General features: G+C 66.7%; 14 protein-coding genes and 1 pseudogene. 5 read left to right on the top strand and 10 right to left on the bottom strand.

Features of this window, described 5'->3' with window-relative positions:
- Positions 1-125 precede the first annotated feature (125 nt).
- Positions 126-1,199, top strand: coding sequence for a LacI family DNA-binding transcriptional regulator (locus tag QE438_RS07175; protein WP_306991485.1), 1,074 nt, complete (start codon positions 126-128; stop codon positions 1,197-1,199).
- A 49-nt stretch (positions 1,200-1,248) separates the two neighbouring features.
- Here the strand turns inward: QE438_RS07175 and QE438_RS07180 are convergent, their stop codons facing one another.
- Positions 1,249-2,865 (bottom strand): alpha-amylase family glycosyl hydrolase, encoded by a 1,617-nt coding sequence (locus QE438_RS07180; RefSeq protein WP_306996089.1) that lies wholly within the window; start codon positions 2,863-2,865, stop codon positions 1,249-1,251.
- A gap of 32 nt (positions 2,866-2,897) precedes the next feature.
- A complete protein-coding gene (locus QE438_RS07185; protein ID WP_306991483.1) occupies positions 2,898-4,385 on the bottom strand; it encodes an MFS transporter in 1,488 nt (495 codons plus the stop codon).
- A 391-nt stretch (positions 4,386-4,776) separates the two neighbouring features.
- Between QE438_RS07185 and QE438_RS07190 the strand changes: the two genes are divergently transcribed.
- Together QE438_RS07190 and QE438_RS07195 are read left to right on the top strand one after the other, a co-directional pair.
- Positions 4,777-6,384 carry an alpha-glucosidase family protein gene (locus tag QE438_RS07190; protein ID WP_307183979.1) on the top strand — a complete coding sequence of 536 codons (1,608 nt, stop codon included), beginning with the start codon at positions 4,777-4,779 and terminating at the stop codon, positions 6,382-6,384.
- Positions 6,385-6,700: 316 nt separating this feature from the next.
- Positions 6,701-9,469 carry a TonB-dependent receptor gene (locus QE438_RS07195; RefSeq protein ID WP_306991481.1) on the top strand — a complete coding sequence of 923 codons (2,769 nt, stop codon included), beginning with the start codon at positions 6,701-6,703 and terminating at the stop codon, positions 9,467-9,469.
- A gap of 673 nt (positions 9,470-10,142) precedes the next feature.
- Here QE438_RS07195 and QE438_RS07200 read toward each other — a convergent pair.
- From QE438_RS07200 to QE438_RS07215, 4 genes and pseudogenes are all read right to left on the bottom strand, one after another.
- On the bottom strand, positions 10,143-11,573 hold the full coding sequence (locus QE438_RS07200; RefSeq protein WP_306991479.1) for an MFS transporter: 1,431 nt from the start codon (positions 11,571-11,573) through the stop codon (positions 10,143-10,145).
- 103 nt (positions 11,574-11,676) lie between these two features.
- Positions 11,677-12,261: a GIY-YIG nuclease family protein gene (locus QE438_RS07205; RefSeq protein WP_306991477.1), complete on the bottom strand. Its 585-nt coding sequence runs from the start codon at positions 12,259-12,261 to the stop codon at positions 11,677-11,679.
- Positions 12,258-13,636 (bottom strand): annotated as a pseudogene (locus QE438_RS07210) (DUF763 domain-containing protein). Before QE438_RS07210 ends, QE438_RS07205 begins: the two are co-directional and overlap by 4 nt.
- Before the next feature lie 268 nt (positions 13,637-13,904).
- Positions 13,905-15,362: a glycoside hydrolase family 30 protein gene (locus tag QE438_RS07215; RefSeq protein WP_306991472.1), complete on the bottom strand. Its 1,458-nt coding sequence runs from the start codon at positions 15,360-15,362 to the stop codon at positions 13,905-13,907.
- A 136-nt stretch (positions 15,363-15,498) separates the two neighbouring features.
- Here QE438_RS07215 and QE438_RS07220 point away from each other — a divergent pair, with 136 nt between their 5' ends.
- Positions 15,499-15,825: a BON domain-containing protein gene (locus QE438_RS07220; RefSeq protein ID WP_130517694.1), complete on the top strand. Its 327-nt coding sequence runs from the start codon at positions 15,499-15,501 to the stop codon at positions 15,823-15,825.
- A 514-nt stretch (positions 15,826-16,339) separates the two neighbouring features.
- On the opposite strand, the gene QE438_RS07225 is transcribed toward QE438_RS07220, so the two are convergent.
- Positions 16,340-19,012: a M1 family metallopeptidase gene (locus QE438_RS07225; protein ID WP_306991468.1), complete on the bottom strand. Its 2,673-nt coding sequence runs from the start codon at positions 19,010-19,012 to the stop codon at positions 16,340-16,342.
- A 219-nt stretch (positions 19,013-19,231) separates the two neighbouring features.
- On the opposite strand from QE438_RS07225, the gene QE438_RS07230 reads away from it, so the two are divergent.
- Positions 19,232-20,218, top strand: coding sequence for a hypothetical protein (locus QE438_RS07230; protein WP_306991465.1), 987 nt, complete (start codon positions 19,232-19,234; stop codon positions 20,216-20,218).
- Between the two features lie 230 nt (positions 20,219-20,448).
- On the opposite strand, the gene QE438_RS07235 is transcribed toward QE438_RS07230, so the two are convergent.
- From QE438_RS07235 to QE438_RS07245, 3 genes are all read right to left on the bottom strand, one after another.
- A complete protein-coding gene (locus tag QE438_RS07235) occupies positions 20,449-21,039 on the bottom strand; it encodes a hypothetical protein (protein ID WP_306991463.1) in 591 nt (196 codons plus the stop codon).
- A gap of 388 nt (positions 21,040-21,427) precedes the next feature.
- Positions 21,428-23,737, bottom strand: a complete 2,310-nt coding sequence (locus tag QE438_RS07240; RefSeq protein WP_306991461.1) for a restriction endonuclease subunit S — start codon at positions 23,735-23,737, stop codon at positions 21,428-21,430.
- A complete protein-coding gene (locus tag QE438_RS07245; RefSeq protein ID WP_307183978.1) occupies positions 23,734-25,203 on the bottom strand; it encodes a class I SAM-dependent DNA methyltransferase in 1,470 nt (489 codons plus the stop codon). The genes QE438_RS07240 and QE438_RS07245 overlap by 4 nt, the downstream gene beginning before the upstream one ends.
- Positions 25,204-25,205 lie beyond the last annotated feature (2 nt).

Consider the following 25,205-nt stretch of genomic DNA (forward strand, 5'->3'; position numbering starts at 1 on the left):
GAAGGTTCTAGGGCGGCGGCCAACGGCGCCTGAGCCGGCGCGGCCATCGGGCTTGACCAGACGCCCGCACCCCCGAAGCGCAATCGATGCGGCACTGCAGCACGGCCTTCCCGAGGCTGCGTGGCATGATCGCGCGCACCGCAATACAGGCGTGGTGTTCCGTGCAGCACTCGATCAAGGGCAAGGCCACCTCGCTCGACATCGCGCACCTGGCCGGCGTGTCCCAGCCCACGGTGTCGCGCGCCCTGCGCGGCAGCCCGATGGTCAACGAGGACACCCGCCGGCGCATCCTGGCCATCGCCGAGCAGCTGCACTACAAGGTCGACAAGAACGCCTCCAACCTGCGCACCCAGCACACCGGGACGCTGGCGCTGCTGTTCTTCGAGGACCCGACGCCGGACGAATCGGCGATCAATCCGTTCTTCCTCTCGATGCTGGGCTCGATCACCCGCGCCTGCGCGCTGCATGGCTACGACCTGCTGATCTCTTTCCAGAACCTGTCCACCGACTGGCAGGCCGACTACGCCGACAGCAAGAAGGCCGACGGGCTGATCCTGCTCGGCTATGGCGACTACCTGCAGTCGCGCGTGCGGCTGGAGAAGCTGCAGCAGCAGGGCATCCGTTTCGTGCGCTGGGGCGCCGCACTGCCCGGCCAGCCGGGCGTGTCGATCGGCTGCGACAACTTCCAGGGCGGGCACGACATGGCCGCGCACCTGATCGCCCAGGGGCGGCGGCGCATCGCCTTCCTCGGCCATGCCTCGGCGCATTACCCCGAATTCCAGGAGCGCCATCGTGGCGTCTGCGCCGCCCTCGGCGCGGCGGGGCTGCAGCACGACGCCGCGCTGCAGGTGGACGCCGAGACCAGCGAACAGTCCGGCTATGACGCTGCGCGCACGCTGCTGGCGCGTGGCGTGGCTTTCGACGCGGTGTTCGGCGCCAGCGACCTGATCGCCATCGGCGCGATGAAGGCGCTGCGCGAGGCCGGCCTGTGCATCCCCGAGCAGGTGGCCGTGGCCGGCTTCGACGATATCCCGCTCGCGGGCTTCGTCACCCCGGCCCTGTCGACCGTGCAGCAGGACACGCGCCAGGCCGGCATGCTGCTGGTGGATGCCCTGCTGCAGCAGCTGCACGGCCAGCCCGTGGACAGCCAGACCATCCCCGTCACGCTGGCGCTGCGCGGCTCCACCCACTGCGGCTGAAGCGCCGCGCAGGGGTCACCGCGGCTTGAGGCGCGCATGCGCGCCTTGTTCAATCGCGCAGCCGGTGGCCCATGTCTTCGGCCAGGCGCTTGCGCAGGTCGGCGTTGGTTAGCGCGCCGTCGTAGAACAGCACGCGGACGCCGTGCGCCGGCACCTCCAGCGCGAGGCGGTCGTCGATCCGCATCTGACCGCCGTCAAAGCCATCGCGCCAGGTGCCGGCCTGCAGCAGCGTCTCCAGTCGCAGGGTCGAGGCCTTATCGGCCTTGTTGAGTAGCACCAGCGCGGTCTGCGCCTGCCCGTCGTGTTCGTAGACGCGGTAGAAGGCGCCGGTGTCGCCCTTCAGCATCAGGTTGAGCTGGAGCCCGCGCTGCAGGGCGATCGAGTCGCGGCGCAGGTTGGCGATGCGCCTGAGGTTGCGGTAGATCGCGCTGTCGCCCGCCGCATCGATGCGCTGCTGGCCATAGTAGTTGCGGTTGCCGGCATGCTCGGCCGCGCCGCGCATGAAGCCGGTCTCCGAGCCGTAGTAAATCGCCGGGATGCCGCGCGCGGTGAACAGCCAGTTGTTGGCGTCGATAAAGCCCGCATCGCTGGCATCCAGCCGCGCCATGTCGTGGTTGTCGTAGAAGGTGACCAGGTCGTACGGGTTGGCGTACGGACCGTCCTCCAGGTACAGCGTGCGCTCCAGGTCCTCGTAGCCACCGCCCTCCCTGCCGAACACCTTGGACAGCCTGGCCCGCTGCGGGAAGTCCAGCACGCTGTAGTGACCGTTGCGCTCCAGCGTGTGGGCTGCGATGAAGGCCGCGTCGTAGTCGAAGGCCTCGCCGAACATGAAGAAGCCCGGGTGCCTGGCGCGGATGCGGTCGGCGAACTGCTTCCAGAAGCGGTGGGGCATCCAGCCGATCGTGTCCACGCGAAACGCCGCCGCGCCCTGCTCGATCCACTGCTCGTAGGCGCCGGCCAGATAGTCCAGCACCGCCGGGTTGTCCTCGGCCAGGTCCGAGAGCTGGGCCAGGCCGCCGCCGGTGTTATAGAAGGCGTGCATAGGGTTGTGCTTGGGATCCAGCTGGGCCGGGTCCAGGTTCTGGTGGTCGGCCAGCTTGCGGCCGTCCTTGTCGAAGATCTGGCCGAACTTGGGCTGCGCCTTGGGCATCGAATACGCCGGCGAGCCGTGGTTGGCCACGATGTCCAGCACCACGTCCAGCTGCTGGCTCTTCATGGCGCGGGTGAAGCCGGCGAAGTCCAGGCCCTTGCTGGGCAGGTGTTCGTCCAGCTTGTAGAAGTTCACGCCCCAGTAGCCGTGATAGCCGGTCTTGCCTCGGTCGGTCATCGCGCTGCCCCAGCGCACCGGCTCGCCGCCGGTGAAGGCCTCATCCGGGTTGTCCACGATCGGCGTCACCCACACCGCGCCGAAGCCCATGTCGTGGATGTAGCCGGCGTTGTCGACGATGCCCTTGAAGTCGCCGCCGAGGTAGCCGATGTTGTCGCTCTGCCCGGCCGGCGCGCCCGGCGTGGGCAGGTCGAAGGTGCGGTGCCGGCCGCCCTGGTCGCGATGATCGTTGGACGGATCGCCGTTGACGAAGCGGTCGGTCATCACGAAATAGATCGCCTTGCTGGCGAAGGGTTCGAGCGTGCCGTACAGCTCGTCGGCGCGCGCCGGCACGGCCAGGGACAGGGCCAGCAGCGAAAGGCGGAACGTTCTCATGCGTGGGCTTCCGGACGGGCATCCCGCACGCGCAGCGTGCACAGGCCGGCCACCAAGAGGCTCAGGCCACCGACGGCCAGCGCGTTGATCGGCGCACCGCCCAGCACGGTCTTGAGCAGCAGACCCAGGATCGAGGCGGCCACCAGCTGCGGGATGACGATGAAGAAATTGAAGATGCCCATGTACAGGCCCATCTTGCGCGCCGGCACGCTGTCGGACAGCAGCGCATAGGGCAGCGACAGGATCGAGGCCCAGGCGAAGCCCACGCCCACCATCGACAGCAGCAGCCAGTGCGGATCGCGGATCAGCAGGAACGACAGAAACCCCACTCCGCCCAGGCACAGATTGAGCAGATGGCTCCAGCGCAGGCCCAGCACCCGCACCATCTGCGGGATCACGATCGCGGCCAGCGCGGCGAAGCCGTTGTAGGCGGCGAACAGCACGCCGACCCAGTTGGCCCCGTCGTTGTAGGCGGCCGAAGTGGTGTCGCGCGTGCCGAAGTGCGTGGCGGTGACCGCATCGGTGGTGTAGATCCACATCGCGAACAGAGCGAACCAGGAGAAGAACTGCACCACCGCCAGCCGGCGCATGGTCGGCGGCATGTCCAGCAGATCGTCGACGATGGCCGCATACATGCCGCCGCGCACGCGGCCGCGACCCAGCAGCAGGGCACCGAACACCGCCGCGCCGCCGCCCAGCACATACAGCTGCTTGTCCAGGCCCACCAGCGCGACCAGCGCGCAGCCGATCAGGCCCAGCACCAGCGCAACGGTGCCCAGGCGCAGACGCAGCGCGGGCGGGGCTGTCGATGGCGCCGGCGCGACCTCCGCCTCCGGCGCTTCGCGCTCGCCGGCCAGCTGGCCCGGCGGATCCTCGCGCGTGGTGAGCACGGTCCACAGGATGGTCAGCAGCAGCACGGCGCCGCCGAAATAGAACGCATAGCGCACGGTGTCCGGCACCTCCCCTGCACCGGCAGTGTTGGCCACGCCGGCCTGCGCCAGCAGCCACGGCAGCAGGCTGGCCACCACCGAGCCGATGCCGATGAAGAAGCTCTGCATCGCATAGCCCGAGGCGCGCTGACGGGTGGGCAGCAGGTCGCCGACGAAGGCGCGGAACGGCTCCATCGAGATGTTGATCGAGGCGTCCAGCACCCAAAGCAGGCCAGCCGCGATCCACAGCGCGGGCGAATGCGGCATCGCCAGCAGCGCCAGCGTGGCCAGCACCGCGCCGATCAGGAAGTACGGACGGCGCCTGCCCAGCCGCGTCCAGGTGCGGTCGGACAGATAGCCGACGATGGGCTGCACGATAAGCCCGGTCAGCGGCGCGGCCATCCACAGCACCGGGATCTCGTCCACCGAGGCGCCCAAGGTGTGGAAGATGCGGCTGACGTTGGCGTTCTGCAGGGCAAAGCCGAACTGGATGCCCAGAAAGCCGAAGCACATGTTCCAGATCTGCCAGAACGACAGGGTGCGGGTTTGGCTCATGACGCGCGATCGATCCCCTTGCGACACCGCGCGGCCGTGTCGAATCACGGCCGCGGTTCGCCGGGCGACATGGTGACCGTTGCCGTCGCGCTTTCCATGCTGCAGTGCAACCAAGTGAGCGCATGCACTGCGATGTCAAAGTCGTCTTATTCGAATGTGTACGACACGCCAGAAACACCTATTTTCAAGTGGTTTCAGCGATGCGCCGCATGATCGATGCACCCCGCGCGAAGCCCCTTCGTCGACTCACACATCGCAGCGTGCTGCATACGTATTCATGGCCTCGCCCCGTCGTTGCGCGAGGACGCGCCGGGTCATGCGTGGAATAGTGGCGCCCGCTTCGCCCAGGGCCGCTCGCGGCGCCCGGGCCGGATTACTTCGGGGAACGGCAATGAACAACTGGTGGCGCGGCGCGGTGATCTATCAGGTCTATCCGCGCAGCTTCAAGGACACCAATGGCGATGGCGTGGGCGACCTGCCCGGCATCGTCGAGGGCCTGGACTACATCGCCAGCCTGGGCGTGGACGCGATCTGGATCTCGCCGTTCTTCAAGTCGCCCATGGCCGACTTCGGCTATGACATCGCCGACTACCGCGATGTCGATCCGCTGTTCGGCACGCTGGCCGACTTCGACGCCCTGCTGGCCAAGGCGCATGCGCTGGGCCTGAAGGTGATGATCGACCAGGTGCTCAGCCACTGCTCTGACCAGCACGCCTGGTTCCAGGAAAGCCGGCTGAGCCGCGACAACGCCAAGGCCGACTGGTACGTCTGGGCCGATCCGAAGGAGGACGGCACGCCGCCGAACAACTGGATGTCGCTGTTCGGCGGCGTGGCCTGGCGCTGGGAGCCGCGGCGCGAGCAGTACTACCTGCACAACTTCCTCGGCGCGCAGCCGGATCTGAACTTCCACAACCCGGCCGTGCAGCAGGCGACGCTGGACAATGTGCAGTTCTGGCTGGACCGCGGCGTGGACGGCATGCGCCTGGACGCCATCAACTTCTGCTTCCACGACGCGCAGCTGCGCGACAACCCGCCCAAGCCCAAGGAGCAGCGCGTGGGCCGCGGCTTCAGCGCGGACAACCCTTACGCCTACCAGTACCACTACTACAACAACACCCGCCCGGAGATGCTGCCCTTCCTGGAGCGACTGCGCGGGCTGATGGACCGCTATCCGGACGTGGCCGCGCTGGGCGAGATCTCCTCGGAGGATTCGCTGGCCACCACCGCCGAGTACACCGGTCGCAAGCGCCTGCACATGGGCTACAGCTTCGAGCTGCTGGTCGAGAATTTCAGCGCCGGCTACATCCGCGACACCGTCGCCCGGCTGGAGGCGGCGATGGACGATGGCTGGCCGTGCTGGGCCATCTCCAACCACGACGTGCCGCGCGCGGTCTCGCGCTGGGGCGGCGCGGGCGACGATGCCTTCGCCGCGCAGCTGGTGGCGCTGGTGTGCTCGCTGCGCGGCTCGGTGTGCCTGTATCAGGGCGAGGAGCTGGGGCTGAGCGAGGCGCAGGTGCCCTTCGAGCTGCTGCAGGATCCCTACGGCAAGGCCTTCTGGCCCAACTTCAAGGGCCGCGACGGTTGTCGCACACCGCTGCCGTGGCGCGATGCCGATGCCGGCGGCTTCACCAGCGGCAAACCTTGGCTGCCGGTGCCGGCCGAGCACCGCGCGCGTAGCATCGCCGCGCAGCAGGCCGATGCGGACTCGGTCCTGCAGCACGTGCGCCGCTTCCTGCGCTGGCGGCGCCGGCATCCGGCGCTGGTGCTGGGCACGATCGCCTTCCTGCAGACCGACGAGCCGGTGCTGGCCTTCCTGCGCGAACACGAAGACCAGCGCGTGCTGGTGGTGTTCAACCTCTCGGCCCAGGCGCAGCGCTGGACCTTGCCCGAAGGCCTTGCCGCCACCGCGCTGGAGGATCACGGACTGCCTGGCGCACCACTGGAAGGACGCACGCTCGCCCTGCCCGCGCGCGGCAGCTGGTTTGGTGTCGTGGCGTGATCGAGCGTGATGTCGGCGGCTGCGCGGAATCGTTTCTGCGCTGCAGCACAGACGCCAGAAACCGCCGGAAAGCCCTTGTTTCCAAGCCGTTTTCGCTCGCGCGAGCGAAGACGCAGGCCGCTGCATCGCCCGTCCGATGACGTCGTTGCAAGCGCACCGCCATGAATACGTATGCAGGCCCATGCACATCCGGGAACGCGCACTACCATGGCCGCCCATTCAAGCAAGGCGCTGTTCCGGGCCTTCGCGAATCGCCGGTGTCGAGGGGGACACCGGATCAACTCGAATGCAGTACCAACATTGACTGGAGGGGAAAATGTTGACTCCCAAGCGCAACCTGCTGTGCCTGTCCATCGCCGTGGCCATGAGCATGGCCACCGCCCAGGCCTGGGCCCAGAGCACGCCGACCGACACCGAGGCCGATCCGGCCGCGGTCAAGACCGACGCCACCGACCTGGACCGGGTCAAGGTCACCGGCATCCGCCGCGGCATCGAGGGCGCGATCTCGGTCAAGAAGGACGCCACCTCGATCGTCGAGGCGATCTCGGCCGAGGACATCGGCAAGCTGCCCGACGTGAGCATCGCCGAGTCGCTGGCCCGCCTGCCCGGCCTGGCCGCGCAGCGCGTGGCCGGACGCGCGCAGGTGATCAGCGTGCGCGGCCTCTCGCCCGACTTCTCCACCACCCTGCTCAACGGCCGCGAGGTGGTGAGCACCGGCGACAACCGCAGCGTGGAGTTCGACCAGTACCCGTCCGAGCTGGCCAACGGCGTGACCGTGTACAAGACGCCCGATGCCGGCCTGGTCGGCCAGGGCCTGTCGGGCACCGTGGACATGCAGACCGTGCGTCCGCTGAGCTTCGGCGAGCGCGTGATCGCGCTCGGTGGCCGCTACCAGCGCAACTCGCTGGGCAAGGCGGCCAACGTCGATCCTTACGGCAACCGCTTCAGCGCCAGCTACATCGATCAGTTCTTCGACAAGACCCTGGGCCTGTCGATCGGCTATGCGCATACCGACACGCCGATCCAGGAGAACCAGGTCGGCCTGTACGAGCCGTGGAGCACGCAGAACACCGACAGTGGCAACCGCCCTGGCGTGGCGCCGGGCACCTACTTCTCCGACGGCATCAAGGCGCTGCGCCGCACCGGCAACTCCAAGCGCGACGGCGTGATGGCGACCCTGCAGTACCGCCCGTCCAACGCCTGGACCAGCACGCTGGACGCCTTCCACACCGAGGCCGAGCAGGTCGATACCGCCAACCAGTTCGAGGTCAACCTCAGCAACTACAACGGCGGCTACACCCCGGGCCTGAACATCGCCAACCCGCAGGTCAACGGCAACGACACCTTCACCGGCGGCACCGCCAGCGGCGTCTATCCGCTGGTGCGCGGCATGTACAACAAGCGCAAGGACAAGATCGACGCCTTCGGCTGGAACAACGCCTTCAACGTCGGTGCGGTCAAGGTCAACGCCGACCTCAACTACTCCAAGGCCACGCGCAAGGAGCTCAACCTGGAGAGCAATCTCCAGCTCACGCCCATGCCACAGCTGGACACGGTCGGCCTGGCCTATCGCAACAACGACTTCTCGCAGATCTCGCCGGGGCTGAATTACTCCAACCCCGAGTCGCTGTTCATCACCAACACCATCTACGGCTCGGGCTACGGCAAGGTGCCGCAGGTGGAGGACGAGCTGAAGGGCGCGCGCCTGCAGGCCAGCTTGCCCATGCCGGAGGCGCTGAGCTGGTTCTCCGACCTGGACGTGGGCGTCAACTACGCGCGCCGCGAGAAGACCAAGCACCAGCCCGAAGGCAACATCAACCTGGGCCCGCAGGGCGACACCACCATTGCCCCCGACCTGCAGTACGCGCCGGTCAACCTGGGCTTCGCCGGCATCGGCTACATCCCGGCCTGGAACGTGCCCGGGGCGGTGGACCGCTACATGCAGTTCTCGCCCAACGAGGACGCCTCCTACCTGGTGTCCAAGGCCTGGACCGTGCTGGAGAAGATCACCACCGCCTGGATGCGCGCGGACATCGACACCCAGTGGGGCGAAGTGGGCGTACGCGGCAACCTGGGCGTGCAGCTGCAGCACACCGATCAGTCCTCGCAGGCCAACTACTGGGACGGCTCGCAGCCGGCGGGCAGCGAGGTGCGCCCCATCGACGACGGCAAGACCTATAACGATTGGCTGCCCAGCCTCAACCTGGCCTTCCAGTTCCCCGCCGACCAGACCCTGCGCTTCGCCCTGGCCAAGCAGGTCGCGCGGCCGCGCGTGGACCAGATGCGCGCCTCGCTGGAGTTCGGCGTGGATACCTCCACCGGCAAGCCCGGCGCCAGCGGCGGCAATCCGATGCTCGATCCGTGGCGCGCCAATGCGCTGGATATCTCCTACGAGAAGTATTTCGGCGAGAAGGCCTACGTGGCCGCCGCGTTCTTCTACAAGGATCTCAAGAGCTACATTTACACCCAGACCCGCGACAACTACGACTTCAGCGACCTGGTCGCCGGCTACGTGCGTCCGCCCGGCATGACCGTGCCGGTGCAGACCACCGGCACCTTCAGCGCGCCGTTCAACGGCAAGGGCGGCAAGCTGCGCGGCCTGGAACTGACCGCCTCACTCCCGCTGGACATGGTGTTCGCCCCGCTGGAGGGCTTCGGCATCCAGGCCAGCGCCACGTTCAACGACAGCGACGTCAAGATCAAGGATCCGGAGAGCGCCTCCAGCGTCGGCGACGGCGCGATCAGCCTGCCCGGCCTGTCCGACCGCGTGTACAACCTCACCGCCTACTTCGAGCGCAACGGCTTCGAGGCGCGCGTGAGCCAGCGCCGCCGCTCGGACTTCATCGGCGAGATCGGCAACTTCAACGGCAACCGCACCCTGCGCTACGTGGTCGGCGAGAACATCACCGACGCCCAGGTCAGCTACACCTTCGGCAGCGGCCGGCTGGACGGCCTGAGCCTGCTGCTACAGGCCAGCAACCTCACCAACACCCCCTACCGCACCTACGCCGGCAGCAAGGACCGCCCGCTGGAGTACATCGAGTGGGGTCGCACCATCGTGCTGGGCGTGAACTACAAGTTCTGACCCGTTTCGCCTGAGAAGATGAAGCAAGGGCGCCGGATCGCATCCGGCGCCCTTTTTGTTGCTTGGATTGATGGAACGGCGCCCTTTTGCTGCTTCTCTCGACTGATGGACCGCAGCAGCCCATTTTTTTCGCTTCTCTCGACTGATCGATTGGCGCATGCGCGTGTCGAGCTTCTTGGGAGGGGTGGCGGGCCGGCAGGGCGCGGCGCCTCGGCTCGCTGATTCCTGGAAGGCCGGCGTCTGGATGGAAAAAGCCTGAGTGGGTTTCATGCTGCGCTGCGAGCAGCTGTCTCTCAGATCGCAGCCTCGTTGTAGAGCGGAGCTTGTGGCAATCCCCTCTTGGGGACTCCGCTGCTCTTCGTTCGGTTCGCAGGGAAAGCCCCAGCGGAGCAAGCTCCGCTCTACAAGTGGGAGCCGGCGAGCACCAGGCGCGCCGCCGCGGTCCCTCTTTCGAGCCGAAGCCCATGCGCTCAACGCGCGCGGCAGCGGGCCGGCGGGCGGAGGCCGCGCCTAGCGAGGCAGGATGCCGAGCGCCCGAATCAGGGCAGGATGCCCTGATTGAGGGAAAAGCGGACACCGCCCGCCGGACCGCTGCCCTTCCGAAGCAACAACACGCACGCACCCCGGTCCATCGCAACGTGATCCCTGGCTCAGGGGAACAACATTTCCCGGCTCAAGTCCCCGGCCGCGCCACCACCTTCGGCTCGTGCACTTCCTCGCCTGGCTTGGCGCGGCCGGCCATCTCCGCGCCGGCGTCGGGCGCCAGCTTGCGCATGGCGATCACCGAGCTGGCCGAGATCAGGCCGATGGTGAGGAAGGCGAAGGTGAAGTTGATCGGCACCCCGGTCGGCTGACCGGTCGCCAGGCTGGCCAGGCTGAGCGCATAGCCGCCGACCGTCACGCCCAGGGCGAGCGAGATCTGCTGGATCATCGCCGCCAGGCTGGTCGCCTGCCCCATGCGCGCCTGATCCACCTCCGAATAGATGATCGCGTTGAGGCTGGTGAACTGCAGCGAACGGAAACAGCCACCCACCAGCAGCAGCGTCACCATCAGCAGATACGGCGTCCCCGGCCGGAAGAAGCCATAAGTCGCCAGCATCAGCGACGCCGCCACCGCGTTGAACACCATCACCTTGCGGAAGCCATAGCGCTTGAGAATGCGCGCCGCCAGCGTCTTCATGAACATCGCGCCTGCCGCCGAGGTGAAGGTGATCGCACCGGACTGCAGCGGATTGAGGCCGAAGCCCAGCTGCAGCATCAGCGGCAGCAGGAACGGGATCGCGCCGATGCCGATGCGGAACACCGACCCGCCCAGCACGCCGATGCGGTAGGTGGGCAGCTGCAGCAGGCTCAGGTCGATCAGCGGATGCGCGACCCGGCGCGCATGCCACAGGTAGACGCCCATCACCGCCGCGCCCACCGCCACGCAGCCCAGCGCCAGGCCGATATTGACCATGTGCCGCCCCAGCGTGGCCAGCCCGAACATCGTCAGCGCAAGGCCCAAGCCCGACAGCGCGAAGCCCGTCCAGTCCAGCGGCTGCACCGGCTCCTTGAGCAGCGGGATATGGCGCCATGCCAGCCACATGCCCAGCGCGCCGATCGGCAGATTGATCAGGAAGATGAAACGCCAGTGGCTGTAGGTGGTGATCAGACCACCCAGCAGCGGGCCCAGGATCGGCCCCAGCAGCGCGGGGATGGTCAGCCAGCTCAGCGCCCGCACCAGCTCGGCCTTGGCCACGCTGCGCAACAGCACCAGCCGCCCGACCGGCACCATCATCGCCCCGCCCATGCCCTGGACGAAGCGCGCGGCGACCATCCATTCCAGCGAAGTCGAGGCCGCGCAGCCCAGCGAGCCGAGCAGGAACACCGCGATGGCCGTCATAAAGGTCGGCCGCGCGCCGAAGCGGTCGGCGACCCAGCCACTGATCGGGATGAACACCGCCAGCGCCAGCAGATAGGTGGTCAGGGCCAGCTTCAGCGCCACCGGCTCCACACCCAGGTCCGTAGCGATCGCCGGCAGCGAGGTGGTGATCGCCGTGGAGTCCATGTTCTCGATGAACAAGGCGGTGGCGACGATCAGCGGCAGCAGGCGTTCGGGCTTCAATGGACCGGTGGGGCGACAGCGGGAGCGGTGATTTTCGCTCAAACGCCCTTGCTCGCGCGTGAGCCGCGGCCTGGCCCGGCCCGCTGGCCGGCACACGCCGAGTTCAGACCTTGCCGTACCAGCGCGCGATCGCCGGCGAGAGCCGATCGGTGAGGTCGATGTCCAGGCTGCGATAGCCGTCCAGTACATCGCCCAGCGCCCGCCCGGCCGGCGTGCGGGCGATCAGGCCCTCGCACTCCTCGACGCTGAGCTGGGCATCGGCCCAGTCGTAGAGCCGGTCGATCCGCGACAGGGCCACCGCGCGCAGCCAGCCGTGCAGCGGCAGCACGCGATAGCCGCCCTGCGCCAACTTGGCCACGTGCCGGGCCAGCGGCGCGGCCACGCCGCGGAACCACTCGGTCTGGCCGCCGGCCGCATCGCGGATGGTCAGCGGCATCGGGGCGCGATGGGCACGCAGCGGCCCGCGCAGCCGCAGTTCCAGGTCGCGGGCATCGCGGACGGTCTCGGTCTCGATCAGCACGCCGCTGTGCAGGTCGAAGAACTCGAACCAGCGCGGATGCAGCGCGCCGATCCGCCCAAGCGGATCGCGCGAGAACCCGATCTTGCAGAAGTCCTCCCAGGCGCACGGAAAGACATAGGTGAAGCAGCGTCCGTCGATCGGGACCGCCGCCTCGGCGGCGTCGCTCATGACGCGGCGCGCTGCGAGGCCGCCTGCGCCGGCGCTTCGGCCGCCTCATCCGGCGCCGGCTCCCAGCCGAACACGCTGCGCCCGCCGTAGCGGTGCGACTGGCGGCGCGCTCCTCTTCCAGGTAGGCCTCCAGCGACGGACCTTCGGCCTGCGCCTCCAGCTGCCGCGCCTGCGCATCCAGGCGGCGGATCGCCTCGAGCTTTTCCTCGTTGCCCAGCCGGGCCTGGCGCACGGCGGTCTTGAGCACGCCGATGGTGTGGTCCAGCACCTGGGTCGGCACCGGGAAGGGATGCCGGTCCTTGCCGCCATGGGCCAGCGAGAACCGCGCCGGATCGCTGAAGCGGCACGGCGTGCCGTGCAGCACCTCGGCCACCATCGCCAGCGAGCGCACGGTGCGCGCGCCCACGCCGGGCACCTGCAACAACGCGGTGAAGTCCTTCGGCCCCTGCTCGGCGGCCGCGGCCAGGCTGCCGTGCAGCCGGCGCAGGACGATGTCCTGGGCGCGCACATCGTGATGGTCCGGCAGCGACAGATGCGGCTGCGCGGCCGGATTCCAGGCCTGCGGACCGGGGGCCTCCGCCGCCGGCTCGGCGAACAGGTCGCCGGTGACGGGCACTGCGGCCTCGGTCCGCGCGCGGGCCAGGCGCTTGGCCGTGGCCGCCGACGGCGTCGCCAGGCGTCCGTATTCGCGCGCGATCTCCTGCGGGCTCAGCGTCTGCAGCAGCGCGACCTGCGCCGCGCGGGCGCCGGCCGCGCGGCGATCGGCCAGGTTGACGATCGCGCCCTGGCGCGGGCCCTCGATGGCCGCGTGCGGCGCATCGACGAAGTCCTTCAGCCCTTCGGACAGCCAGTGATAGCGACGCGCCTGCCTGCTGGCGGTGTTCATGCCCTGCTGCACCACCACCCACTGGCCGTCGTCGCCGACGATGAAGCCGTGCAGATACAGGTCGAACCCGTCCTGCACCGCCGCGCTGTCCACCTTGGCCACCAGCCGGCTGGCGCGCGCCAGCGCCGCGCCGTCCACGCCGGTGCGCTCGCCCACCGCCAGCAGCTCGTCGGGCGTGGCCCGCGAATGCCGGCCGCGCCCGCCGCACACATGCAGGCCCAGCTCGCCCGACAGCGGCGTCAGCCCGCGCTTGAGCGCGCCGATCACGCTGGTGGTGATGCCGGAGGAATGCCAGTCCATGCCCATCACCGCGCCGAAGGACTGGAACCAGAACGGATGGGCCAGCCGCCGCAGCAGCTCGTCGCGCCCATAGCTGTGGACGATGGCCTGGCACATCACCGCGCCCAGCCGGGTCATGCGCTGGCCCAGCCACGCCGGTACGCGCCCGCCATGCAGGGGAAGATCGGCGCTGCCGCCGCGTCGGGTCATGGAGCCTGCCTCATCGCCCCAGCCTGCCGCAGCCGCGTCTCAGGGCATGAGATCGACCGCGCCGTGACCGGCGCGCACGACGGCGGATGCTTCGTCTCCTACTTCCTCACGATCCATGGCCTGCAAAGACGGGCTCGCTCGATATGTTCGCCGAAGCAGCCCTTCGAGCGCACAGCCTGCACCGCACCGCCGGACGCGACGTCGCCCGCGAAAAACAAGAACGCCCCGCAATGGCGAGGCGTTCGTGCAAGCCATGCGGTGACGAGGCTCAGTACACCAGCGTCTGGATCGCGTGCGCGGGGATCTCCACCTGGGTGGAGGCCTCACCGACGTAGAAGTTGTAGGTGATGGCCTGGTCGCTGCCATTCATCACCACGGTCGCCAGCCGGTTGTCCCGATTGAGGAAGGCCGTGGTCATCAGATTGCTGCGGCTGCTGGCGGCGCTGACGCGCTGGGCCTGCGGGCGGATGAACTTGGAGAAATGGCCGATGTACCAGTACGGCGGGGTGTAGATCAGCTCACCGGTGCGCGTGTCGGCCTGCAGCGGGGCGAAGCAGTAGTTGCCCACGTGGTTGGGGCCACCATGCTCATCCAGCAGGATGTTCCAGTCGGTCCAGGCCACCGCGCCGCCGTTGAAATCGTGGATCATCGAGGCGCCATAGCGCTCGCCGTGGGCCCAGTCCTGGATGCGGTCGAAGTCGAACTTCTCGATCGAGGCCTCGGTCAGCAGCAGCGGCTTGTCCGGATAGGCGCGCGAGACGGCGGCCACGTTGTCGTACATCGGGTCGAGCCCGGCCCAGGTCTCGTACCAGTGGAAGCCCATGCCCCAGGCGTACTTGGCCGCCTCCGGGTCGTCGAACAGCACGTTGGCGCGGTGGACCATCATGTCGCGGTTGTGGTCCCACACGATGATCTTCCTGTCACCGTAGCCGGCCTTGGCCATGGTCGGGCCGAGGTGGTCCTTGAGGAAGTCGCGCTCCTGCTCGGCCGAGAACTGCATCGACTCCCAGATCTGCACCGCCATCGGCTCGTTCTGGATGCTGATGCCCCAGATCGGGATGCCTTCCTTCTCGTAGGCCGCGATGAACTTGGTGTAGTAGTTGGCCCAGGCATCGGCGTACTCGGGCAGCAGGTGGCCGCCCTTGAGCATGCTCTTGTTGTCCTTCATGAAGGCCGGCGCGCTCCAGGGACTTGCGAACATCGGCAGCGTGCCGCCGGCCGCGGCGATCGCCTGCTTGATCATCGGGATGCGGTACTTGCGATCGTGCGCGATGGAGAAGGTCTTGAGGTCCTTATCGCCTTCCTTGATGTAGGTGTAGCTGGCGCTGGAGAAGTCCGAGCTGTGGATGGTGGTGCGGGCCCAGCTGTAGCCGATGCCGGCGTCCGGGTCGTAATAGGCCTTCATGAATTCGGCCTGCTTGGCCTTGCTCAGCTTGGCGTAGGTCTCGGCCGCCGCATCGGTGATCGCCCCGCCCAGGCCCATCACGGTCTGGAAGCGCCGGGTCGGGTCGACGAAGATCGAGTTCTCGCGCTCGGTGAGGGCGTGGCCGGGCTGCAGGGCGGCCACCTCGCTGCGCACCATCTGCGCGGGCGCGCCCGAGGCCGAGGTGTAGACCGTCACCGCGCCGCCGCTCGGCGTGTAGGCCGCGCTCGTGACCTCCGCCCCCTGCGCACTGGCCGCGGCCAGCAGCGCGCCCATCAGCGACACCCGCATCGTCTGTTTCATCGTGCCCTCCCAGGCGAATCGAAATCCCCACAAGCATACGCGTCCCGGCCGGCGCGCCCTTCATCGAGCGCGCTCTTGGCGGTGCGCTCACTTGCGCGGGCGCAGCATCGCCTCACCCACTACAAGGACTTCCACCATGAGCACCCCTGCCCGCTCCGACCAGCTGATCGGCGACGATGTGGTCCGCACCCTGGCGCAGCAGCCGGACATCGAAGCCGGCGAGATCCTGGTCGAGATCCAGGACGGCCAGGTCACGCTGACCGGCAACGTGCCCGAGCGCGACATGAAGCAGCGCGCCGTGGCCTGCGTGCGCCAGATCGAGGGCGTGGTCGGCGTGCGCGACCTGATCCGCTACGACGACGGCAGCGCGTCCTTCGGGCCGCTTGGTCAGGCGGTGCGGGATGGCGGCCATGAGGGTGGTCCGGGATCGGCGGCGGAAGCTGATCTGCGTGAGGATGGGTGATAGATCCGGACACATCTCTAGATCCGGACACCCTTCGGAAAAGTGATGTTCGCCCGATCCAGTGAGCACTGCGTCTGGGAGCCGGGACTTCGGTGGGGCAGCGGTCCGGTGGGCGGTGTCCGCTCTTCCCTCAGTCAGGGCATCCTGCCCTGATTCGGGCGCTCGGCTTCCTGCCTCGCTCGTCGCGGCCACCGCCCGCTGCCTCGCGCCTCGGCTCACATGGCTTCGGATTGCGGGGTCGTTTGAATCCCTGCCTCGCGCACAACGCGATCAGTGACAGGAAACTATCGACTTGAGGGCCCCCTCCCTTTCGCCGCAGGCGAAGGGGAGGGCTGGGGAGGGGTCGGGGCTTTACCGATTGAGGCACCGGAGCAACAGCAAAAGCACCCCACCCCAGCCCTCCCCTGCGCTGCGCGCAAGGGAGGGGGCAGACGAGCGACAAAAAAAGAAGCCCCGCATCGCGGGGCTTCTTCCTGCCTGCACGCCTCAATCCCTGGCATGCCTCAGATAGCGCTTACTTCTGCTGCTTCAGCCACGCCACCACCTGCGGACGGCGTTCGGCCTGCAGCTTGACCCGGGTCTGGATGCTGGTCATCACCGTCTCGGCCGCGCGGCGCGAGGTCGGGGCGATGTACTTGTCGGCATAGGCCTTGATCTTGTCCACCATCTTCAGGTCGTCCGCACTGCTGCCCAGGCCCGGGTAGTAGCGCGCACGCGAGGTGGAATCGACCAGCGTGTCGACCTTCTCGCGATGGCTGACGGCGAAGTCGAACGCCAGGTCGGCATGCTCCTGGGACACCGCGCCGATCATGCTGGCGGCGTTGGTCGCGCCCGGCTCATCGGTCAGCGCCATGTCCAGCGCACGCTGGGCCAGCACCGGGTCCTTGGCGTAGGCCAGCAGCGAGTAGTACTGGTCGCGCACCATGGACGAAGTCTCCTTCTTGGCCATCGCGTGCAGCGTGTCCCAGGTGGCCGCGTCGGCGTTGCGCGCGACGATGCCCAGCACGGTGCGGCGCAGATCCGGCGAGAGCGACTTCGGGTCGGCCTGGAAGGCCGCGAAGCGGCGGCGCGCCTCGGCGATCACCTGCGCATCGCCCATGTTGCTGAGCACGCCGATCAGGCTCGAGCGCAGCTGCTTGACCCGCGCCGGATCGCCCGCGCGGTTGTCCCAGCCCAGCTGCTGGAACTTGGGCGACAGGCGCGCGATGGCGTACTTGCGCCACGCGGCCTGCTGCTTGGCATCGCCATCGAACAGCCCATCGACGCCGCCCAGCACGCCGGCCACCTGCAGCCACAGGTCCGGCGAGGCATCCAGCGGCACCTTGGCGGTCAGGTCCAGCTGGTCGGCGACCGGCTGCAGGCCGACGCTGGACAGCGCGCCGGCGTCCATGATCACGCCCAGCTGGTCCACCACCGGCAGCGTGGAGAACTTGGCGCTGAGCGCCTGGAACATCGCCGGCGCATACAGCGTGCGGTAGTAGCCCTTCTGCCCGGCGTTGATCACCACCGGCTGCTGGCAGCCCGGCAGCGTCACGCGCGCGCTGCCGTCCTGCACCAGCACACGCGTTTCCTTGCCGTCGGCGCCGCGCAGGGTCACCGGCACGTTCCAGCGCAGCGGCGTCTTGTTGGGGCGGTCCAGCGTGAACTCGCCCTGCTCCAGCGTCACCGTGGTGCTGTTGCTGGCGCAGACCGCATTGGCCTTGATCAGCGGCACGCCCGGCTGCAGGGTGAAGTCGTGCGCGACCTGGATGAAGTCCTTGCCCGGCGCGGCCTTGTCCACCTCGCGCCACAGCTCGTCGGTGACCGCGTTGCCGTAGGCGTGGGCCTTGATGTAGCTGCGCACGCCGCTGCGCCAGTTGTCCGAGCCGACATAGTCCTCCAGCATGCCGATCACCGCCGAGCCCTTGCCGTAGGTGATGCCGTCGAAGGCCTGGCTGGCCTGCTCGACCGTGGCCACGTGCTGCACCACCGGATGGGTGGTGGCGTAGGCGTCGCGGCCCATCGCGCCGCGGCTGGTGTAGGCCGCCTCGGTCTTGTCGATGTCCCATTCCGGATGCAGCTTGGCCGTGGTGCGGCCCTCCATCCAGGTGGCGAAGCCCTCGTTGAGCCACAGGTCGTCCCACCACGCCATGGTCACCAGATCGCCGAACCACTGGTGGGCGATCTCGTGCGCGGCGGTGGTGAACACGCGCTGCTCGTCGTTGACGTTGGACACGGCCGGGTCCAGCAGCAGCGAGTACTCGAAGGTGAAGATCGCGCCCCAGTTCTCCATCGCACTGAAGAACTGGCTCTGGCCGGGCGCGGCGATGTTGTCCAGCTTGGGCAGCGGATAGTCCACGCCGAAGTAGGCGTTGTATTCCTTCAGCACATCGCGCCCGGACTCCAGCGCGAACTTGGCCTGGTCCACCTTGCCCTTCTGCGCGATCACGCCGATTTCGGTGCCGTTGGGCCCGGCCAGCGTGGCACGGTCGAAGTCGCCCAGGCCGAAGAACAGCAGATAGGTCGACATCTTCGGCGTGGTGGCGAACACCACCTGCTTCATGCCGTTGCCGGCGTCCTTGGACGAGGCGATCGGCATGTTGCTCACCGCCATCTGCGCGGCCGGCACGGTCACGCTGAGGTCGAAGGTGGCCTTGAAATCCGGCTCGTCCCAGGACGGGATGAAGCGGCGCGCATCGGAATTCTCGAACTGCGTGTACAGCGCGCGCTTCTGGCCGTCGGCGGTGGCGTAATCCAGCGCGAACAGGCCATTGGCCTGGGTGTTGATGATGCCGCTGTAGTCGATGGACAGCACGTACTTGCCCGGCGCCAGCGTCTTGTCGAAGGCGAAGCTCGCCGTCTGCGCATCGGCATCGGTGCTGACCTTGGCCGTGAGCGGCTTGCCCTTGCCCGCGCTGAGCGTGCTGGTGCCGAAAGTCAGGTTGGCCGCCTGCAGCACCAGGGTCTGGGTCGGCTCCAGCACCTGCACATCGATCCTGACCTTGCCATCGAAGGTCATCTTGTCCGCGTGCGGGATGATCTGCACCGCGTAGTGGCTGGGGCGCGCCGTGCGCGGCAGCTGCGTGGTCACCTGCGCGGCGCTGTCGGCGACCTGCGCGGCGAGAGTGGCCGGGGTGGACTGGGCCGACGCCGCCAGGCTCGTGCCGGCCAGGGCCAGCGTGATGGCGGTCACCAGGGTCTTGCGCATGCGGATTCCTTGAAGTGGCTGGCGCGTCCCCGCGCCGAAGCCGCGGATGATCCTCTCCCCCACCGGGCCCGGCGCCCCCCGAAAGTCATGTCGGTTCTGACAGGTTCCCGGACCCTGCCGTCTGGTGCACCGCCGCATGTCTGGCCCGCCATCGTCCGGCGCCGCGTCGGTGTTAGCGTGCGCGCCGGACGCTCATCCCCGGCTTGAAAGGCCGCCTGCATGCCATCGTTCCGTCTTGCCTTGCGCTCACTGGCCCTCCTGCTGGCCATCGCCCCCGCCCTGCACGCCCGCGCAGCCGACGCGCCTGGCCTGGAAGTGCCCATCCGCGAGGTGGTGCTCAGCGACGGCGTGCGCCGCTACGCCGTGACGCTCACGGTGGATGGCGTCCCGATCGAGGCACAGCTGGATACCGGCTCCACCGGCCTGCGTATCCTGGCGCCCGCCCTGACCGGCAAGGCCGCCAGCGCGCCCGGGATGCCGGTGCGCTACGCGTACGGCTCGGGGGTCGAGCTGCAGGGGCGCAAGGTCTCGGCGCAGATCGGCTTCCCCGGCGGTGTCATAGGCGAAGTCCCCTTCCAGCGCGTGGAAGCGGTCGCCTGCGTCCAACGCAAGCCGGACTGCCCGGCCGAGCGCGTGCCGGCGGCGGCGTACCGCATCGGCGGCGACGGCCTGCCCGGGCAAGGCTTCATGGCGATCATCGGCACCGGCCTGCATGACGATGCGGTCCCCAACCCGCTCACCGCGCTGGGCGTGCAGCGCTGGATCGTCGAACTGCCGCGCGGCCCGCGCCAGACCGGGCGCCTGATCCTGAACCCCTCGCCGGAAGACACCGCTCGCTTTCGTAGCGTCAGGTTCATCGACACCACCAACCAGGTGCCCGCCTGCCTGATCCGGCGCGACGCCCGGGCACGCTTCTGCGGGCCGGCGATGATCGACACCGGCGCGAGCGGCCTGCGCATCCAGGGCGCGCAGGCCGACGCGCTCTGGCCCAACGGCACGCCCGCAGTCATTTCCCTCGGCGAGGACCGCGACGCCGCCGCCTTCCCCGTCACCATCGGCCTGCGCGAACAGGCCAGCGGCATGTTCGCCGCGCCCTACCGCGGCGGCAGCCGCACGATCACCCTCAACCTCGGCCTGGCCCCGTTCTTCCACTGGCGCGTGCTGTTCGACGCCCAGTCCCGCACGCTCGGCGTGGCGGAGCGTTAGGCGCAAGGCATACCACGCGCAGCGTTTCGGTCACCGCGCGCCCGCTTTCGAAATCCATAGCCTGCCTGCTTCTCCCGATCCATGGCGTGCCTATGTCTCGCGATTAACGGAAGCCGGCCTCCCCACAGCCCCCCTCTTCGTCATCCCCGCGAACGCGGGGATCCAGGGACTTTTCCAACCGACCTCAGCCAACGTGGAGCCTTACCACACTGCCTCACTTCCCTTGAGGCTCAGTGCAGACGTTCGCGTTCGTCAGCCCGTCCCACCGCGTAGACCGCATGCGCCTCGCGCACCCGCGTGGGCGCTGCCTCACGCAGTGGCTGACGCTCGACCTGCCCCAGCAACGTGCGCACCTCATCGACCGCAGCGCAAAGCGTCTCGCCCACCTCAGGCAACGCACGCCCTGCCACGCCCGTCGAATCGCCAACCGCCACCATCCTCGCATGCGCCGAGGCGGTCTCGACCAGCAGGTTGAGCCGGTCGATCTGCGCCAGCGTGACGCGAAAGGCAGCGCCTCCCGCATCCGGCGCTCCGTCACCATCGAGATCGGGCAGGCCATCAGCCGCATCCCCAGGGCGCTGCGCCGGCCACGACAGCGCCTCCAGCACCTGCCCCACCTGATCGGCCAACAGCTCCAGGCAGAACGCCAGCTCGCCCATGCGCACCCCACGCCCGGCCGCGTCCTCCTCGGCCTGCGTGCGCGGCGCCAGCAACCGCGCCAGAAACCTGACGTGATCGCTCAAGCGCGCCAACCGCACCTGACCCTCCACCGGCAGGAAATAGCCGGGGCCATCTTCATCGTCCAACTGCGCGTACGACATGGGTGCCTCCTCGTTCCATGCAGGGAACCGCCCACCGAGAACGGCGGACGGGAAGTCGGGAGGCTCGAAACCGCAGACAGCCGGCGGGCTTATTCCCCTTGCGGGTGTTGTATTCACCGCCCTCCCGACGCAGGCATCGCGTCGGTTGCGCCAGCAAAACATGCAGGCACAAAAAACCCACCGGTTTGTCGGAGGTGGGTACCGCTGTCTGCGGAGTTTCGAGGCTCCGTGCAGTAAGACTGCTACTGATAAATCCCAACGTCAAGCATGGATATCGAACACTGCTGCGAGCAGGGAAACGCATAATTAGCCAACGGCAACGAGGCTTCCTCCTCATCAGAACTCAAACGACTCGCTGCCATCAGCCCGTACCCCAAACACCACAGATTCATTTGAACAAGAAAGCTGCCTGTGACTTCGTCACCGCACTGTTACCCGTCGGGACAAGTCCATGATCGCGCATCCAGCCAAGCCACTTACCTAAGATGTCCGGCGTGAAGCGCTCTTTCGCCTCATGCCAGTTGCCGCGAAACTCGTTGATCAACCACTCGTCATTGGGATGGAACCCCTCAGCAAGCGCGTCGTTCCAGACTGCGTATAGCGTTGCGACGGCCTCCAGATCGTCCGTCTTACGCCCTTCGAATAGCGCGATAAGACGATCCAACTCCTTCTGACCAGCGCCGAGTGTGACAGCCGCCATTTCGACAGAGCGACCGATGTTCACCCCGATGTGATAGGTGACCTTTTCCTGCCCAGATTTGAGCACCTCGACTGAGGTCGTATACAGCCCTTCCTGAGCGGCACGCTCCTCCACCCGGTAAATCGACGTATCGAGCGGGCCCGCAGCATGGCGACGATATCCATCCATCAGGCCCAGACCCAGATGGGAATCCGCCAGGAAAATCAACTTCATATGCGCAACACGCCCAAAGGTGCGTTGTGGCGCGAGCTTTGAGATCAGATAAGCACTGAAGTCGACAACCCCAGCCCCCGACTCCTCACCATTCAAAGCTTGGCCAATCAATGCATTAGCAAGGCTCCCATGCACTTGGCGGATCTCGCCGAGGCGAGCTTTGAGTTGGTCGCAGAGTGCCATCAGTTGATCAACCTTGGCGACGATGCGGTGTTGTTCGGCTAGCGGCGGCAACGGAAACGCACATGCCCGAAGTTGGGTCATGTTGATGGAAGCAAGATTTGTGGTCTGTTTTGACGAGCCAGCGAAATACTCTCTTGCTGAGGCAGAGTTCAGATACATCTCAGCCCAGCGAGGCTCCCAATCTGCTGTAACTGCACGCGCCCGGAATACATGATTTTGATGGAGACATTCAGGCAGCTCATCTCGCCACGTTGCTGTACGTCCGACCTTGTCCCAATCACCACCTTCAGTAATCAGCAGATCGCCGCGCTGAAGTAGGTACTTCTCAACTTCGTCTTCCGGTACTTCGACTTCCTTGATGTGATCCATCGTCAAGCGACCCCGCTGGACATTCGCCACGCGGAGGTAGGGCTTGGACACTAGCTTGCGACCGGCAAGCTGTCGCCCAAGGGTTACGCCGCCCGTCACATGCAGAACATCATCAATAGTTTGCCACTCCCAGCCATCAGGAACTTCGAATGGTGGCTCCGGGCGCGATTCTGTAGCGAAATCCTTCTGTTTACGGGCCTTTGATTCAGCCAGGTAGCGCTGCTTCTCAGCATGAATTCGATGTACAAGCGCGCTGGCCGGTTTATCGCTAGGATCTTGCTGCACCAGCTTGCCCATCACCGCCAGTTGCAGCAGGGCTTGCTTGAGGGCGTCGATGCTGGATTCGGTGGTGAACAGGGTATGGAAGTGTTCGGCCAGGCGCTGCCAGCTTTGCTCAAAGTCTTCGACATCACTACCCTGGGTCAGGCCGCCCAGCAGCGCCTGCACCAGTTTGGCGTGGGCGCTATCGGCATCGGCCTGCCGGGCTTCCAGACGGTCGCACAGTGCCATCAGCTCATCGACTTTGGCGACGATGCGATGCTGCTCGGCGAGCGGGGGAAGAGGAAAAAAGGCTTGCCTACCGTCTTCGGTTCCTAGCCTAGGCATTTTCATACCGTAGCTCCGAGCATTCACATAGCTGAGAAAGTACGGACTTTTCAGCGCGACCATGAAGTAGTCAGCTACAAAAGGACCGTAGCATCTGAAAGGAAGAATCTCAGTTGTGCAGAATCCGTCCTCGTCAGCCACCAGAACCTTATTGAGATATGGGCGAAGTTTTCCATAGAGGACATCGCCTTTAGTAAAACTGTTCTTGTCACTGAGTGAGTTGCGCTCTTTAAGACAAGCTTTCTGCAAAAGTTTTGATGTGTCTTTTTCGATATCCTCCAGATCGAGTACCCAGGCATCCTCTGGAATTTCTTTTTTTTTGATAGTGATACCAAAGTTGGTGATTTCGCCAAGACGAGCCCACTCCCAGGTCACCGGAATTTCAAACGGCACCCCATCCGCGTTTATATCAGCGAGCGGCTTTTGCTTCTTAATCTTCCCCTCCACCACCAACCGCGCCTTCTCCTCGGCAATCCGCTTTAGCAACTTACTGGCCGGCTCGTCACTTGGGTCTTGCGGCACCAGCTTGCCGCGTACCGCCAGCTCCAGAATCAGCTCGCGCAGCTTCTTGATGCCATTGGGCGCACCCGCAAGCAGCGGAAGATTGTCGGTCAGCAGCGCCGTCATACCCGGCGCTCCAGCGCTTCGGCCAGCACAGCTTTGAGCTGGTCGCGCAGCTCGCCAATCTCGCCTTGCAGGGCGGCATAGCTGCGCAACAGCTCGTCCGGGTCGTGACTTATCTGCTCGCCGACGTGAGGGTTCTTGCAGTCAAGGTTCCAGTTGCGGCTTTGCACCTCGTCGAAGCTGACCTTCCAGGCGAACTCGTTTTCCACCCGCGTGGCAAAGCCAGCTGCCTCGCTGCCCCACCAAGCCTCCTCGATAGCAAACTCCTCGACGCGCATGGGCTTGGTCTTGGAATAACTCTTGTAGCCGGCCGGGTACTGGTGCTCATAGAACCACACGACCCTGGTGGGCGTGCCCTTGGTGAAGAACAGCAGGTTGGTCTTGATGCCGGTATAGGGGTTGAACACGCCGTTGGGCAGGCGAACGATGGTGTGCAGGTTGCACTCGGTGAGCAGCTTTTCCTTGATGCGGCTCTTGATGCCTTCACCGAAGAGGAAGCCATCGGGCAGCACCACGGCGGCGCGGCCACCGTCCTTGAGCAGATGCATGATCAGCACCAGGAACAGATCGGCGGTTTCCCGGGTGCGGAAGGCGGTGGGGAAGTTGGTTTCGATGCCGTCTTCCTCCATTCCGCCGAACGGCGGGTTGGCGACGATGCACTCGACCCGCTCGCCCGGCCCCCAGTTGATCAAGGGGCGAGCCAGGGTGTTGTCGTGCTTGATCTGGCTGGGCACCTCGATGCCGTGCAGCACCATGTTGGTGGTAGCCAGCAGGTGCGGCAGCGGCTTCTTTTCCACGCCGAAGATGCTGGCCTGCAGGATTGCCTCGTCCTCGGCGGTGCGCACATAACGCTGGCGCTTGTGCTCGATGGCGCAAGTGAGGAAACCACCGGTGCCACAGGCAGGGTCCATCACCTTTTCATGCAGCTTGGGATCGACCATGCGCACCATGAACTCGGTAACCGGGCGCGGCGTGTAGAACTCTCCTGCGTTGCCGGCGCTCTGCAGGTCGCGCAGCAGCTGCTCGTACATGTCGCCGAAGGCATGGCGCTCCTGCGCCTTGTTGAAGTCCACGCCACCCTGCATCTTGTTGAGCACCTGGCGGATCAGTTGCCCGGACTTCATGTAGTTGTAGGCGTCCTGGAACACATTACGCACGACAAAGCCCAGCGGCTTGCTGTGGCGCGGTTTCAGGTCGCGCAGCCCGGGAAACAGCTCGAGATCGATGAAGGTTTTCAGCTCCTCTCCGGTGATCCCTTCCGGATCGGCTGCCCAGTTGCGCCAACGCAGCCGCTGCGGCAACGGCGAACGGTAATCCTCATGGATGAGCTCCCATTCCTGCTCACGGTCATCGAGGATCTTGAGGAACGACATCCACACCAGCTGGCCGATGCGCTGGGCGTCTCCGTCGACGCCGGAGTCCTTGCGCATGATGTCCTGGATGGATTTGATGGTACTGCTGATCGACATCG

This window comes from Pseudoxanthomonas sp. SORGH_AS_0997, from assembly GCF_031453535.1.
Lineage (GTDB): Bacteria > Pseudomonadota > Gammaproteobacteria > Xanthomonadales > Xanthomonadaceae > Pseudoxanthomonas_A > Pseudoxanthomonas_A winnipegensis.

Coding starts and splice junctions, on each gene's coding strand:
- QE438_RS07220 (WP_130517694.1), top strand. CDS start 15,499: ATGAGCACCCCTGCCCGCTCCGACCAGCTGATCGGCGACGATGTGGTC.
- QE438_RS07190 (WP_307183979.1), top strand. CDS start 4,777: ATGAACAACTGGTGGCGCGGCGCGGTGATCTATCAGGTCTATCCGCGC.
- QE438_RS07185 (WP_306991483.1), bottom strand. CDS start 4,385: ATGAGCCAAACCCGCACCCTGTCGTTCTGGCAGATCTGGAACATGTGC.
- QE438_RS07235 (WP_306991463.1), bottom strand. CDS start 21,039: ATGTCGTACGCGCAGTTGGACGATGAAGATGGCCCCGGCTATTTCCTG.
- QE438_RS07195 (WP_306991481.1), top strand. CDS start 6,701: ATGTTGACTCCCAAGCGCAACCTGCTGTGCCTGTCCATCGCCGTGGCC.
- QE438_RS07230 (WP_306991465.1), top strand. CDS start 19,232: ATGCCATCGTTCCGTCTTGCCTTGCGCTCACTGGCCCTCCTGCTGGCC.
- QE438_RS07225 (WP_306991468.1), bottom strand. CDS start 19,012: ATGCGCAAGACCCTGGTGACCGCCATCACGCTGGCCCTGGCCGGCACG.
- QE438_RS07205 (WP_306991477.1), bottom strand. CDS start 12,261: ATGAGCGACGCCGCCGAGGCGGCGGTCCCGATCGACGGACGCTGCTTC.
- QE438_RS07245 (WP_307183978.1), bottom strand. CDS start 25,203: ATGTCGATCAGCAGTACCATCAAATCCATCCAGGACATCATGCGCAAG.
- QE438_RS07215 (WP_306991472.1), bottom strand. CDS start 15,362: ATGAAACAGACGATGCGGGTGTCGCTGATGGGCGCGCTGCTGGCCGCG.
- QE438_RS07240 (WP_306991461.1), bottom strand. CDS start 23,737: ATGACGGCGCTGCTGACCGACAATCTTCCGCTGCTTGCGGGTGCGCCC.
- QE438_RS07175 (WP_306991485.1), top strand. CDS start 126: ATGATCGCGCGCACCGCAATACAGGCGTGGTGTTCCGTGCAGCACTCG.